We start from the raw sequence: 13,877 nt of genomic DNA, 5'->3' as shown, positions 1-13,877 counted from the left end.
CTCAGCCCTGGCGGCGCACCATCTCGCCGATCCAGATCGGAGCGTACGGCGACGTGCAGCCGGGCGGCGTCGGGTAGTCCTCGAGGACCCGGAGCCGCTCGCCGATCGCGAGCGCGCGGGCCCGGAGCGCGGGGTGGTGGATGCCGATCATCGCCAGGCACTCGTTCATCGCCCACTGCAGGTTCCCGGGGGCGTCCTTCATGTGCGCCTCGACGAGATCGAGCAGCCCCGGCAGGTCGAGGCCGTCCGGCCGCTTCACGACACGGTCGCTGGTCAGCGCCCAGCCCGAGCCCGCGACGGCCGGGTCGGGGTCGTCGAACCACGCCGTGCGCAGCCCCTCGACGTGCGGGCTCTTCTTGACCACGTAACCGACGAGCCAGTCCCGCACCTTGGGCACGCGCGCGTCGCGCAGCATCGCGTCGAGCTCGGCCTCGGAGAAGTCCTTGGGCCGGCAGACCAGGATCGCGACGAGCCGGGCGGCGGTGTCGCCGGTCGCCCAGAGCTCGAGCGCCAGGTCGTGCTGCGTCGTGAGCCGCTTCGCGACCGCGCGGAGCTGCGTGAGGTTGACCCCGTGGTCGTCGCCGTGGCGCTCGTTGACCGCGCGGATGCGGGGGTCCTCGAGGGCCGCGAGCTCGGCGCGCACCTCGTCGACGCTGACCTGGGGTGGTGCGGGTCGTGCCGCCACGGCGACCTCCTCCGTGCTGGGTGTGGTCCCAGCATGCACGGCGGTGCGCCGGGCGTGGGGCGGCACGCCCGCGCGGCGGTCCGGTCGCGCGGGCGAGACCGGGTCAGCCGGGCGGTCGGGTCGGCCGGGTGGTCGGGCCGGACCAGCCGCGCTGGCGGCCGGGTCAGCCGAGACGGCGCCGCAGCCGCGCGATCCCCACGAGGACGCCACCCACGGCCACCATGCCGAGCCCGACGAGCCCCGGGGTGACGTCGGACCCGGTGCGCGCCAGCGCCGACGCCCGCGCCTCGCGCGAGGACCGCGGGCGGGTGCCCGGGTCCGGCCGGGCCGAGGACGGCGCGCCCGGACGGGCGGAGGGAGCGGCAGGGTCGACCGGGGCCACGGGGACGACGGGCGTCCCGGGCGGCACCGGGACGCCCGGGACGACCGGGTCGGCCGGGGGCGCCGGTACGACCGGGGGCGCCGGGTCCTGCGGAGCCGGCGCCGGGGCGGGCGCGGGAACCACCACGACGACCGAGGTCTGCGCCTCGCCGGGGACGTACGACCAGAGGTCGAGCCCCTTGGCGTCACCGAAGCTGCCCGTGCACTGCGTGTTCGTGTTGGCCCCGTCGCCTGCGCCCGCGCCGAACGCCCGCTGGGTCGAGGTCGTGTCGAAGCCGGCGTCGGGGTCGGCGAACGCGACCGACGGGCGCGTGCCCACGCCCGCGCACAGCAGCTCGCCGGGGGTGCCGACCGTCACGCCCGCGCTCGTCACGTAGCCGCGGTCGTCGTAGAACGCGCGCGTGCAGTTGGTGCCCGTGCTGACCTCGCCGGTGAACGGGCACACGCCCCCGGGAGGGTTCTCGAGCGTGATGCTGGGACCGCCGCGCAGCGAGCTCTCCACGTCGAGGATCGGCGCGTGGTACTCCCCGCCGCGCAGCGTCGCGCGCACCGGGTACTGCCCGGCCGGGAACGCGGCGCCCGTGTTGTCGAGGCCGTCCCAGGCGATGTCGTGCGTCCCGACCCCGACGAACCCGCGCAGCACGCGGTTGCCGGGCGCCCCGGGGTCGAGGTCGACGCCGTCGCGCGAGAGCACGATCTCGTAGGCCCCGGCCGTGGCGGTGCTGAAGCGCAGGCCGCCGCCCTGACCCTCGAACGCGACGGCGCCGCCCGCCGAGCCGGCGAACCCGAGCGGCCCCATCACGGGCTCGGCGCCCTGGGTGGGGATCCCGAGCGCGGCGAGCGTCTCGGGCGCGAGCGGCTCGACCGACACGGGGTACTCGGCACGGGCCAGGCGGGCGCCGCCGAGCATGCTCGTCAGCGTCTGCTGGTTGCTGCCGGAGCCGAGCACGTCGCGGTGCAGGGGGGTCACGCCGTCGGCGTCGTAGAAGCCGACCGGGTTGCCGTAGAAGACGAAGCCGAACGGGTCGAACGACCGCGTCGAGACCCGGTAGCGGAAGCCGTCCGTCGTCGTGATGTAGGTCGAGAAGTCGGTGGGCCGGTCGCTGCCGCCCGTGAAGCCCGCGTAGACGTAGGTGAACGCCCGTCCGGGCAGGTCGACGGTCGAGCCGGCTGCCGCCGGTCGCACGGTGAGGTCCCACGCGGCGACGGTCGTCGAGCTCTCGGCCTGCGCGACGACGTCCGTCCCCACCTGGGCCCGCGTCGGCACGCCGCCGGAGAGCGCGCCCCCGGGGCCGACGGAGCCGTAGAACGCGACGCGGTGCAGCCCGGTCGCCGTGACGGTGTGGACGCACGGGACGTAGCCGTCCGGGTTCCCGGTGCCGTCGACGGACCGCGCGCCGGCGAGCTCCTGGGTGCGCGTCGAGATCAGGCCGAGCGCGGGGTCGCCGCTCGCCTCGCGCTGCGCCGCACAGCTCGAGGCGGGCGCGGGCAGCGTCGCCGCCTCGGTGTCGGTGACGGCCCCCGGCTCCCACACGGCGATGTCCGCGAGCCCGGGCGCGACACCGAGCGCCGACGAGCCGAGGAGGAGCTGCTCGCCCTGGCGTGCGAGAACCGTGAACAGCGTCCGGCGGACGATGTGCGTGCCGTCCGCGGGTCCGTAGGTCGCGACGTTCCACTCGATCGGCGCGCGGCACCCGGCGCCGGTCCCCGTCCCGCACGCGGCGTCGTCGGGGAACAGGTCCCCGCTGCCGACGCCGGCGGCGGGAGCGGCGGTGAGCCCCACGCCGAGGGGCAGTGCGAGGGCCGCCAGGGCGAGCAGGATCCGGCGCCGGCGGAGCGGTCGAGGTCGAGGCATGCCCTACCCTCACCCGTCGGACCGAATCCCGTCCAACCGGTCAGTTGTCCAGGTCAGCGGCCCGCATCGCGCGAAGACCCCGCCTCGAGCGACGCTCAGCCGAGCCGCGAGAACCGCGATCCGCCGTACTTCTTGTGCACCGCCTGCTTGCTCACGCCGAGCATCGTCGCGATCGACGCCCACGGGATCCCCGCGACGCGCGCGCGCCGCACGACGACGGCCTCCCGGCGGTCCGCCTCGCGCCTGAGCTGCGCGAGCGCCGCCAGCGCCTGCAGCGGGTCGTCGCCGTCCGCCTGCCGCACGAGCATGCTCATGTCGACCTCCTCCATGTCCGCCTCCCAGTCCGTCCGTCAACCTGGGTTGACCAGCTCGAGGCTACGTCGCCAGAGGACGGCCGTCAACCTGCGTTGACGGCCCTGCGCGTGCCGCCGGCGAGCGGGCCGGGCGCGCACCCGCACCGTCGTCACGCTGCGAGACGGTTGGCAGCACCCTGTCATCCACATACGGTTGACAGCATGCTGTCAACCGAGGAGGGCGACATGGGAACCGTGGTGCTGTACGGCCTGGACACGATGGCCGACTGGGAGTACGCGTACCTGACCGCCGGGCTGACCGTCGCCGCCGAGCAGGGCGACGACCGCTACCGCTTCGTCACCGCGGGGCCCACCGGGACCACGCAGGTCACGACGACCGGCCGGCTCCGGGTGCTGCTCGACACCGAGCTGGACCAGGTCCCGTTCGAGGCGATCTCGGCGCTCGTGCTCCCCGGCGGCGAGTCCTGGGGCGAGGGCCACGAGCAGGTGCTCGACCTTGCGCGCCGCTGCGTCGACGCCGGCGTGCCCGTCGCGGCGATCTGCGGCGCGACGCTCGCGCTGGCCCGCACCGGCCTGCTCGACGACCGCGAGCACACGAGCAACGCCGCCGACTTCCTCGCGCCCGTCCCCGGGTACGCCGGGCACGCGCTGTACCGCGAGGCGCGCACGGTCGTCGACCGCGGCGTCATCACCGCCCCCGCGACCGCACCCGTCGACTTCGCCCGCGCGGTCTTCGAGGCCCTCGACCTCTTCCCGGCGGCGATCACCGAGGCCTGGTACGGGCTCTACACGACCGGTGAGCGGCGCTTCTACGACCAGCTCACCGGCGCGGGCGCATGACGGGACACCCTGGGGCGAGCGACCCGCCGTCGGGCCGCTCCCCGGCGGGCGACGCACTGACCGCGCTCGTCCTGCCCGTGTTCGAGCTCAACGGCGAGCTGCTCGCCGCCGCACGCGACATCGCCGAGCCCGCCGGCCTGACCCCCGCGTGGTGGCAGGTGCTCGGCGCGACGCTCGACGAGCCGCTCACGGTCTCGGACGTCGCGCGCCGCGTCGGCCTCGGGCTCGCCCGCCAGAGCGTCCAGCGCACCGCGGACCTGCTCGTGGAGAAGGGCTGGGCCCGCTACCTCGACAACCCCCGGCACGCGCGCGCCCGGCTCCTCGAGCCGACCGCGCGCGGCCGGGAGACGCTGCTCCGCCTGCGCGAGGCCCAGCACGCGTGGGCCGACGCGGTCGGCGCGGCGGTCGGCGCCGCGGAGCTGCAGGCGTTCCGGGCGACCGCGGAACGCATCGCCGGCGCCTCACGCGCGTACCGCGAGCGCCCGGGCACCCGGTAGCCCGCCGTCGGCAGCCGCGGTGGCGCGGCGTCGGGCCGGCGTCCGGGCGGCGACGCACGGCCCCAACGTGCGGACCTGCCCCACGGGCCCGGCCCGCCCTTGTCCCGCGGAACCGGCGCGAGTACGCCTGGGAGGGGCACCACGCCCCACCCGTCTGGAGGCACCGCCGTGAGACGCCCGCTCATCCTCGCCCTGGTCGTCTGCGCGACGACCGCCCTGACCGCCCTCGCACCGTCCGCCGTGGCGGGCCCCCTGCCCGTCGGTCCACCCCGGACGCCCGTCCCGACCGCGGCCGTCGACCTCGGGACCCTCGTCCCCGGCACCGAGACGGTCGCGACCGCGGTCAACGCGCGCGGCGAGGTCGTCGGGGTGTCCGGGAGCCGCGCGTTCCTGTGGTCCGACGGGGTGCTGACCGACGTGTCGGCGCTGACCGGACTCACGTACCTGACGCTCACGGACATCAACCGCCGCGGGCAGGTCGTCGGCTCGTACGTGTCCGACGAGGACGGCACCGAGCACGCCGTGCTGATCGACGGCGCGACCGTCACCGAGCTCGGCGAGGGCACCGCGCTGCACGTCAACGACCACGGCGTCGTCGCGGGACTGCTCGGCGGCGCGCTCGGCGGTGCCCCCTTCCGGTGGGAGCGCGGGGTCCGCACCGACCTCACCGAGGTCCCCGGCCGCGCGGTGTCCCTGAGCCGCGTCGTGGACCTCAACGAGCGCGGCACCGTGCTGGCCCAGGTCGTCGGCCCGGAGAGCGACTTCGAGGACCTCGGCCACCGGCAGGGCTACGTCTGGACGCGCGACGGTGTGACCCTCCTCGCCGACCCCGCGCTGCGCTACGTCGTCCCGTCCGACCTCGACGACCGGGGTCGCGTGACCGGCTTCACCGGCGTGCCGGACGCGCCCGGCTCCACCTCGGCGTTCGTCTGGTGGCGGGGCGAGCTCACGCTCCTGCGCGACCCCGTGCAGGGCTGCTTCGAGAACGGCGTGGGCCTCGACGACCACGGCCGCGTCCTCGTCGGCACGACGTGCCCCGCGAACGGCGTGGGGCTCACCGAGCACGCGCTCTGGGACGACGGCGACGTCACCCCGGTGGAGCCCCCGGCGGGTGCGACGCTCCGTTCGCCCGTCGTGCTCGGCGCCCAGGGACTCGTCGCCGGCGTGCTCAGCCGCCCGGACGCGGCACCGCGGGTCGGCGCCTGGCGCGACGGCCGGTGGAGCGAGACCGCGGTGCCCACCGCGGAGCAGCTCCGGGTCGTCGACGTGAGCCCCCGGGGGCACGTCCTGATCCAGACGGAGGGGCGCGCGCTGCTGTGGACCGTGCGCCCGCGGTCCTGACGCGGGCACCCGACCCTGAGCCGACCCCGAGCGCAGCGCGACCGGGGTAGTCCCTGGGACCGACCCAGGTCGCGCCGCCGTCCGCCTCCAGGCTCGACTTCGCCCGGCGCACGCGAGAACACCGGAGCCGGGAGGGGCCCGCTGCCTACACTCGCCGGTATGCCCGAGCTGCCGACGACCGCGCGACTCGGTCTCGGCCCGTCGCCCGACGACGACGCCGACCGCCTCGCGGGCGTCGAGATCGTCGACACCCCCGCGGTCCGCGTGCACCACCCGAGCGACCTGCTCGGCGTGGTCGTCGGGACGCTCGGGATCGCCCTCGTCCTCGTCGCCGCGACCTACGCGCAGAACACCACGACGGGCGTCGCCGAGGACGTGCGCGGCTTCTCCTCGCTGCTCGGCCAGATCCTCGTCTTCCCCGTGACGGTGCTCGAGCTCGTCGTCGTGGTGCTCGCACCCGTCGCCGTGCTCACCGAGCTCGCGATCCGGCGGCTCGGGCGCCAGCTGCTGGAGGCGCTCGCCGCCGCGCTCAGCGGCCTGCTCGTCTGCATGGTCATCGCGTGGGCCGTGCACACGTTCGGGCCCGAGGAGCTCGTCACCGGGATGTCGGTCCGCCTCCGGGGCGACTGGGTGCTCACCGTCCCGCCGTACGTGGCGCTCATCGCGGGCCTGCTCACGACGTCGGGCCCGCGGACCCGGCGCCGCACCGTCGCCTGGTCGTGGAACCTGCTCTGGGTCTGGGTCGGCGTCGTGCTCATCACCGCGCAGGTCTCGCTGCCGGGCCTCGCCGTCGCGCTGCTCGTCGGGCGCGTCGCCGGGCTCGGCGTCCGCTACCTGTCCGGGGTGCGCTCCGAGCGCGCGTACGGCGTGAGCCTCGTCGACGGCGTGCGACGCGCGGGCTTCGAACCGGTCCGGATCGCCCGCGTGCCCGACGCGCACGCGGAGCACGCCGACGGCCCGGCCACGCCCGACGCGCCGACCACGACCACCCGCGCGATCGCCCGGTACTCCGACCACCGCGTCTACGACCTCACGACGGCCGACGGGCAGGACCTCGACGTCGTCGTGCTCGACGGCGACCGCCAGGTCGTCGGCATGCTGTCCCGGCTGTGGCGCTCGCTGCGGCTGCGCGGGCTCGACGGGCGCTCCGTCGTGTCCCTGCGCCAGGCCGCCGAGCGCGCCGCGCTGCTCGCCTACGCCGCCCGTGCCGCCGGCGTCCGGACCCCGCGCCTGCTGAGCGTCTCCGAGGCCGACGACTCGATGCTGCTCGTCCAGGAGGCGCCCGGGTCCGCGCGCCCGCTCGCGGACCTCGACCCCGAGGAGATCACCGACGAGATGCTCGAGGAGGTCTGGGCGCAGCTGCGGCTCGCGCACGGCGCCGGGATCGCGCACCGCGCGCTGACCAGCGACGTCGTGCTCGTCGACGTCGTCGTCGGGCGGCCCGTCGTGTGGCTCGTGGGCTGGGAGCAGGGCGACGTCGCGTCCTCCGATCTCGCCCGCCGCATGGACGTCACGCAGCTCGTGGCCCTGCTCGCGCTGCGGGTCGGTGCCACGCGCGCCCTGGAGTCGGCGTCGCGCGTGCTGCCCGACGAGGACATCGCCGCGGTCGGCCCGCTGCTCCAGACCATCGCGCTCCCCCAGCGCACGCGCGACGAGATGCGTGCGCACAAGGAGGTCCTCGCCGAGCTGCGGTCCGCGCTCGTGCAGCGGCTGCCCGAGGCGGACGTGCACCCCGAGCAGCTCGTGCGGTTCGGCGCCCGGACCCTCCTGACGATCTTCCTGACGACGGTCGCCGTCGTCGTCGTCCTGACCACGATCAACGTCGACGAGATCATGACCGCGGTCGGCGAGAGCGACTGGCGCTGGAGCCTCGTGTCGTTCGGCCTCGGCCTGGTGACCCTCGTCGGCGCGGCCCTCGCGTTCGTCGCGTTCTCGCCCGTGCGCCTGCCGGTGTGGCGCGCGACCCTCGTGCAGACCGCGGCGACGTTCGTCGCGCTCGCCGCCCCCGCCGGGATCGGCCCCGCGGCGCTCAACCTGCGGATGCTCACCCGGCGCGGGGTCTCGACGGGACTGGCGGCCGCGACCGTGGCGCTCGTGCAGGTCTCGCAGTTCGTCGTGACGATCCTGCTGCTGCTCGGGCTGTCGATCGCGTCGGGCACCCGGCAGGCGTCGCCGCTGCCCGCGTCGCCGCAGATGTTCCTCGCGATCGGCATCCTCGCGTTGCTCGTCGCGTCCACGCTGCTCGTGCCGGCGGTGCGCACGTGGGTCGCCTCGAAGACGCTGCCGATGCTGCGCCAGACGTGGCCGCGGCTCATCGAGGTCGTCGGGCAGCCGCGCCGCCTCGCGCTCGCGTTCGGCGGGAACGTGCTCATGACCATGGGCTACGTGCTCGCGTTCGACGCGGCGCTGCAGGCCTTCGGGCAGCACGTCTCGCTCGTGCAGGTCGCGCTGCTCTACCTCGCCGGGAACACCGCGGGCTCCCTCGTGCCGACCCCGGGCGGCCTCGGCACGGTCGAGCTCGCGCTGTCCGCGGGCCTGACCTCCGTCGGCATCAACGCCGGTGTCGCGGTCTCCGTGGCGTTCCTGTTCCGCGCGCTGACGTTCTGGCTGCGGATCCCGATCGGCTGGGCGGCGATGCGGTACCTGCAGCGCAAGGGCGAGCTCTAGGCGGACCGTGGTGCGCGTCGGACCTCCTCGGTAGCGTCGGGGCCCGACGGCAGCCGACGAGGCGGGAGCAACCATGGCGCTCGAGTTCCAGGTGACCTTCGACGCGGCGCGGCCGCGCGAGCTCGGCGAGTTCTGGGGCGAGGTGCTCGGCTACGTCGAGCAGCCCGCGCCCGAGGGGTTCGCGTCGTGGGACGCGTTCCTCGACGCGCAGGGCGTCCCCGACGACGAGCGGGACGCGGCGTACTCGGTCGTGGACCCGACGGGGACCGGCCCGCGCCTGCTCTTCCAGCGCGTGCCCGAGGGGAAGACCGCGAAGAACCGCGTGCACCTCGACGTCACGTGCGGCGGCGGGCGGGACGTCCCGCTCGACGAGCGGCGGCGTCGCGTGGACGCCCGCGCCGCGGAGCTCGTCGACCGCCACGGCGCGCGGCGGATCGGCGACGGCACCGAGCCCGGCGGCTACTGGGTCGTGCTGCAGGACCCCGAGGGGAACGAGTTCTGCCTGCAGTGACGTCGCAGGGGTCGCTCAGGCGGCGACGACCCCGCCGTCCACGAGCTCGACCGGGAACGCCGCGAGCGGCTCCTCCGCCGGACCCACGATCACCGAGCCGTCCTCCGGCGAGAACACCGAGCCGTGGCACGGGCAGACCAGCGCGTCGCCGTCGGCCACGACCGTGCAGCCCTGGTGGGTGCACACCGCGACCAGCGCGACCACGGTGCCCGCCGTCGGCTGCAGGAGGAGCAGCGGCACGTCGTCGGGCCCCGTCACCGCGAGCGCACCACCGACGGGGACGTCCGCCAGCTTCGCGAGGACGCCCGAGCCGCCGCCGGCCGACGCCCCGCCCTCGGCGCCCGCGGGAGCCCCGTCGGCGTCGGACGGGCCCGCGCAGGCCGCCAGCACGAGCGCGGCCGCCCCGAGCGAGGCGGCGCCCGCACCGCGCAGCACGCTGCGGCGCGTGAGCCCGTGGCACGCGGAGCCGCACGCACCGGCGGCGTGCGCGGCCCGGGTGGGCGCCCGGTCGGTCGGCGTGGGGTCGGTCGTCGGCGTCATCGTCGGGCTCCTTCGGGCCGTGGCTCACGGGTACCCAACCACGGGGCACCGCCCGCCACCGGGGACGAGGGCCGCGGAGACGACTCAGGGCAGCACGCGGGTGCGTGCTGCCCTGGGTCGGGAGAGGAGCGGGGTGCGCTCAGGCGGCGTACTCGCGCTGCGTCGGCACGAGGTCGTGACGCGCGGAGCGGACGGCGGCCATGCGGGCCCACGAGGCGAGACGCGCGGCGGGCGCGGTGTCGCGGTCGGGGCGGGGCGAGTCGGTCTCGGCGGGCTCGTACTGGCCGAAGAATCCACGCTGGTCCATGAGGCACATCCATTTCGTTCGGTAGCCCGGCTGACCTGCGTGGGTCCCGTGGCTTTGCGTCCCCTCCTTGCGGAGGGTTTGCCTGTTCGCTGACAGAGGAGACATTAGAGGACTATGAGAGCGCGTGGAAGGCCTCCGTGCCACTCGAAGCCGGACATAGCCCCGTTTCACCCGCTCGGCGCACGGCGCGCCTGCGTGACGTGGGACAACGATGTCGCCCGGTCGTGGAGTCGTCGTATGATGTGACTCAAGTCACACCCGTTGACTGTGAGACGAGGGCCGGTGCCGGACATCTCTCAGTGTCGGGCCGCTCGGCGCGGTCCGACCGGGGAGAGTGGTGCGGACGGCCCGCAGGGGGGACCGTCCGCACCACCACCCCGGCACCCCCGGCCCTGAGGTCGGCGCGCGGCGACGCAGCGCCCACGCCGGGTCGAGCCGGCCCCACGGTCTGGACGTCGCCAGGGCAGCGATCGCGCCGAGCCCCCGGACCGGCCTCGCTAGCCTGGCCAGGTGGACGCCGACGAGCCGGAGCTGGTCCTCGCCGCCGACGGCGTCACGCACGTCGCGCGCCGCGGCGACACCGTCCGCCGCCCGGTGCGGCCCTTCACCGCGACCGTCCAGGCGCTCCTCGCCCACCTGCACGCCCGCGGGTTCGACGCCGCGCCCCTCCCCCTCGGCTACGACGAGCAGGGTCGCGAGGTGCTCTCGTTCGTCCCCGGTGACGTCCCGGTCCCGCCGCTGCCCGACTGGGCCGTGACCCACGACGCGCTCACGACGCTGGCCCGCCTCGTCCGCCGCGCGCACGACGCCGCCGAGGGCTGGGAGCCGCCCGCCGACGCCGTCTGGGGCGACCTTCCCGGAGGCCCGACGACCCGGCCCTCCCCCACCGACGGGGCGCCGCCCGGCGCACCGCCCGAGCCGGTGCTCGTCGCGCACCAGGACTACTGCCCCGGCAACGTCGTCTTCCGGGACGGCCTGCCGGTGGCGTTCATCGACTTCGACCTCGCCCAGCCCACGACGCGCGTCGCCGACGCGGTCAACGCCCTGCACTGGTGGGCGCCGCTGGTCGACCCCGTCGACCGCAGCCCGGCGCTGGCCGACGCCGACGCCGCCGAGCGCGTGCGCGTCTTCGCCGACGCCTACGGGATGACGGCCGAGCAGCGCGCCCTCGTCGTCCCGCGGGCGCTGTGGCGTGCGCGCCGCTCGACCGCGCGGATGCGGGCGGCGGCGGAGGTCGACCCGGTGTTCCGACGCTGGTGGGACGAGGGCGTCCAGGAGCGCGGGCCGCGCGCGGAGCGATGGCTCACCGCCGAGGCGCCGCGCATCGCCGAGCGGCTGCGCTGAGGCGCCACGCCTCGGGGAGCGGCGACTCGACGGTCTCCCCGGCGACCCGCCGAGCGCGGCCCGGCGGTTCTCGACGCGGTCGACGAACGACAGGCCGACGTGCGCACGCTGCGCCGGGCGCGACCTGCCGGACGCTGCGAGACTGCCCGGATGAGCGCCGGGCCGACCGACTGGGTGAGCGGGGAGCGCGTCTTCGCGCCGCCCACCGGGACCGTCGACGTCGACTGGCTCGTCCCTGCGCTCCTCGAGGCGGTGCCGTCGGTCGAGCCCGCCACCGCACGCGCCGCGCTGGTCGCGGTGTGGACCGCGCGCCGCGCCGGGACGGCGGCCCCGACGGGCGACGAGCTGGCCCGCGCGGCGCAGACGGTCGTCGACGAGGCCGTCGCGCTGTTCCGCGCCGGACCGCCCCGCCCGGGTCAGCCGCCGTGGACCGCCGCCAGGAAGGCCTCGAGCAGCGGGCCCGACGTCGTCGAGCCGTAGTCGCCGACCTCGACGAACACCGCGACCGCGAGGTCGCCCTGGACCGCGATCATCCACGCGTGGTTCTGCAGGGCGTCCACCGGACCGAACTGCGCGGTGCCGCTCTTCGCGAGCACCTCGCCGCCGGGCGTGTCCTGCAGGAAGTCCCCGCCGCCCTCGGTCACGAACGCGCGCATCATGCCCCGCAGCGCCTCGGCCTCGGCCGAGGTGAGGGGGACGGGCGTCGACGTGCTGGTGGCGGCGGCCTCCGACGGTGCGGCGGACGCGCCGGCGTCCTCGGCCCCCGCGTCCGGGGCGACCGTCCCGCCCTCCGGCGGGACCACGAGGCGCGGGGTCACGAGGGCGCCCGCACCGACCGACGCGGCGACCCGGGCCATCGCGAGCGGCGACGCCTCGGTGCGGCCCTGCCCGATCATCGACGCCGCGTGGTCGGTCCCCTCGGACTCCGCGGGGACGGCCCCGAGGAACGCCGGGAAGCCGACGTCGGCGGACGCACCGAGGCCGAGCGACGCCGCGGCCGACGCGAGCGCCTCCTGCGGCACCTGGTCCCGCGCCCCGATGAACGCCGTGTTGCAGGAGTTCGCGAGCGCCGAGCGCAACGGGATGTCGCCGATCGCGTCCGCAGGGTAGCCGGGGTAGTTGCGGAACTCGCGGCCCTCGACCGAGACGGTCGGCGGGCAGCTCAGCGTCGAGTCGGGGGTCAGCCCCGCGCGCAGCAGCGCGAGCGACGTCGCGACCTTGAGCGTCGAGCCGGGCGCGTACTTGCCGACCGTCGCGGTCGACAGCCCCGCGCTGCCCGGACCGCTCGCGGCGACGAGCACGTCGCCCGTCGACGGGCGGAGCGCGACGATCGCGGACGGCACCTCGAGGGGCTCGAGGATCGCCTCCGCCGCATCCTGCAGCCGGACGTCGAGCGTCGTGACGAGCGGCTGCCCGGCGACGGGCTCCGAGCGGAAGAGCTCGCGCTCGGCGACGCCGTCCGCGGCGACCGCGACGACCGCGAGCCCGGGCAGTCCGCGCAGCTGTGCGTCGTACTGCCGCTGCAGGCCGCTCAGCCCGGCGACGTCCCCGGCCGCGACGGCGCCCTGCGACTCCTCGACGATCTCGGCGGTCGCCTCGCCGACGGTGCCCAGCAGCGGGCGGGCGAAGCGTCGGGTCGGGGCGAGCGGCAGCGTGCCGGCCACGACGTTGACGCCGGGCAGCGCGCCGAGCGCGTCGGGGTCGTACGCCGGGTCGCCCGCACGCACGACGATCGCCTGCACGAACGCCTTCTCGCCGGCGGCGGCGACCTGCGCGGCGTACGCGACCGGGTCCATCTCGAGGGCCGTCGCGAGCCCCTCGGCGGCGGCGGGCTGCTCGGGCGGGGCGACCCGCGTCTTGTCGATGCCGATCCTGAACACGTCGCGGCTCGTGACGATCGGCTCGCCGTCGGCGCCGAGCACGTCCGCGCGCGCGGCGGGGGTGCGGCGCACGGTCAGCGTCTCGCCGGGCACGAGGTCGCGCGCCAGGAGGTAGGACGACCAGGCGGCCTGCCACTCGTCCCCGACGCGGGTCAGGCGCGCGGTCGTCTCGTACGTCCAGTCGGTGTCGCTCGCGTCGACGTCCCACGTGTAGGTGAGCGTCGCGGTCGCCTGCTCCGGCTCCTCCTCGTCGACCTGGGGCTTCCCGGCGGTCACCGTGGGCTGCCAGGGCGCGAGCCCCTCGAACGCGGCGGTGCGCTGCGCGGCGGCCTCGGCGGCGGTCGCACCGGTGAGCGTCACGTCGTCGAACGTGCCCGTCGTCAGGGCCTCCGCGAGCGCGTCGGCGGTCACCTTCGGGTCGGGCCCCTCGGGCGTGCACCCCGTGACCCACCCGAGCGCGAGCACCGCACCGAGCACCGCCGCGACCCGCCGCCCGGCCGTCCCGCACCCGGCCGTCCCGCGCGCGGCCACCCCGCGTCCGCCGTCCGCGCGTCCGGCGACCGCACTCCCGGTCTGCGTCGTCCCGGCTCCCGCGTCCCCTGCTCGGCCCTGCACACCACGCTGCACCACGACGCCCACGTCGGATCCCTTCGACCCCCTGCGGCCGCGCGGCTGCCTCCGCGCGGTCCGCCCGTCATCCTGCCGGATCGGGCGG

The 13,877-nt window shown here is 76.2% G+C and carries 13 protein-coding genes and 1 riboswitch; of the genes, 7 read left to right on the top strand and 6 right to left on the bottom strand.

From position 1 onward, the window contains the following. Nucleotide 1 precedes the first annotated feature (1 nt). From NXY84_RS01505 to NXY84_RS01495, 3 genes are all read right to left on the bottom strand, one after another. Complete coding sequence (locus NXY84_RS01505) at nucleotides 2–685, bottom strand: DNA alkylation repair protein (RefSeq protein ID WP_258725426.1); 684 nt, start codon at nucleotides 683–685, stop codon at nucleotides 2–4. Nucleotides 686–848: 163 nt separating this feature from the next. Further along, nucleotides 849–2,921, bottom strand: coding sequence for a DUF2271 domain-containing protein (locus NXY84_RS01500; protein ID WP_258725425.1), 2,073 nt, complete (start codon nucleotides 2,919–2,921; stop codon nucleotides 849–851). Between the two features lie 95 nt (nucleotides 2,922–3,016). Next, nucleotides 3,017–3,235, bottom strand: coding sequence for a hypothetical protein (locus NXY84_RS01495; protein WP_258725424.1), 219 nt, complete (start codon nucleotides 3,233–3,235; stop codon nucleotides 3,017–3,019). Between the two features lie 201 nt (nucleotides 3,236–3,436). Between NXY84_RS01495 and NXY84_RS01490 the strand changes: the two genes are divergently transcribed. The 5 genes from NXY84_RS01490 (at nucleotide 3,437) to NXY84_RS01470 (ending at nucleotide 9,091) form a co-directional block, all read left to right on the top strand. Continuing rightward, a complete protein-coding gene (locus NXY84_RS01490; protein ID WP_258725423.1) occupies nucleotides 3,437–4,075 on the top strand; it encodes a DJ-1/PfpI family protein in 639 nt (212 codons plus the stop codon). Continuing rightward, nucleotides 4,072–4,572 carry a MarR family winged helix-turn-helix transcriptional regulator gene (locus NXY84_RS01485; protein ID WP_258725422.1) on the top strand — a complete coding sequence of 167 codons (501 nt, stop codon included), beginning with the start codon at nucleotides 4,072–4,074 and terminating at the stop codon, nucleotides 4,570–4,572. The genes NXY84_RS01490 and NXY84_RS01485 overlap by 4 nt, the downstream gene beginning before the upstream one ends. Nucleotides 4,573–4,740: 168 nt before the next feature. Further along, a complete protein-coding gene (locus tag NXY84_RS01480; protein WP_258725421.1) occupies nucleotides 4,741–5,913 on the top strand; it encodes a hypothetical protein in 1,173 nt (390 codons plus the stop codon). A gap of 159 nt (nucleotides 5,914–6,072) precedes the next feature. Then, nucleotides 6,073–8,580: a lysylphosphatidylglycerol synthase transmembrane domain-containing protein gene (locus NXY84_RS01475; RefSeq protein WP_258725420.1), complete on the top strand. Its 2,508-nt coding sequence runs from the start codon at nucleotides 6,073–6,075 to the stop codon at nucleotides 8,578–8,580. 73 nt (nucleotides 8,581–8,653) lie between these two features. Next, complete coding sequence (locus tag NXY84_RS01470) at nucleotides 8,654–9,091, top strand: VOC family protein (RefSeq protein ID WP_258725419.1); 438 nt, start codon at nucleotides 8,654–8,656, stop codon at nucleotides 9,089–9,091. 15 nt (nucleotides 9,092–9,106) lie between these two features. Here NXY84_RS01470 and NXY84_RS01465 read toward each other — a convergent pair whose 3' ends face one another. Both NXY84_RS01465 and NXY84_RS01460 read right to left on the bottom strand, forming a co-directional pair. Next, nucleotides 9,107–9,631, bottom strand: a complete 525-nt coding sequence (locus NXY84_RS01465; protein ID WP_258725418.1) for a Rieske (2Fe-2S) protein — start codon at nucleotides 9,629–9,631, stop codon at nucleotides 9,107–9,109. A gap of 139 nt (nucleotides 9,632–9,770) precedes the next feature. Further along, nucleotides 9,771–9,938 (bottom strand): hypothetical protein, encoded by a 168-nt coding sequence (locus tag NXY84_RS01460; protein WP_258725417.1) that lies wholly within the window; start codon nucleotides 9,936–9,938, stop codon nucleotides 9,771–9,773. A 17-nt stretch (nucleotides 9,939–9,955) separates the two neighbouring features. After that, nucleotides 9,956–10,031: riboswitch (cyclic di-GMP riboswitch) on the bottom strand. 417 nt (nucleotides 10,032–10,448) lie between these two features. Between NXY84_RS01460 and NXY84_RS01455 the strand changes: the two genes are divergently transcribed. Next, on the top strand, nucleotides 10,449–11,282 hold the full coding sequence (locus NXY84_RS01455) for a phosphotransferase enzyme family protein (protein ID WP_258725416.1): 834 nt from the start codon (nucleotides 10,449–10,451) through the stop codon (nucleotides 11,280–11,282). Nucleotides 11,283–11,432: 150 nt separating this feature from the next. Next, nucleotides 11,433–11,762 (top strand): hypothetical protein, encoded by a 330-nt coding sequence (locus NXY84_RS01450; RefSeq protein WP_258725415.1) that lies wholly within the window; start codon nucleotides 11,433–11,435, stop codon nucleotides 11,760–11,762. Here NXY84_RS01450 and NXY84_RS01445 read toward each other — a convergent pair. Continuing rightward, nucleotides 11,699–13,693, bottom strand: a complete 1,995-nt coding sequence (locus NXY84_RS01445; protein WP_258725414.1) for a penicillin-binding transpeptidase domain-containing protein — start codon at nucleotides 13,691–13,693, stop codon at nucleotides 11,699–11,701. The genes NXY84_RS01450 and NXY84_RS01445 overlap by 64 nt on opposite strands. Nucleotides 13,694–13,877: the final 184 nt, after the last annotated feature.

The sequence above is a fragment of the Cellulomonas sp. NS3 genome, from assembly GCF_024757985.1.
Classification (GTDB): domain Bacteria; phylum Actinomycetota; class Actinomycetes; order Actinomycetales; family Cellulomonadaceae; genus Cellulomonas_A.
The sequence above is the reverse complement of the archived record's forward strand: the minus strand, read 5'-3'. Positions and strand labels throughout refer to the sequence as shown.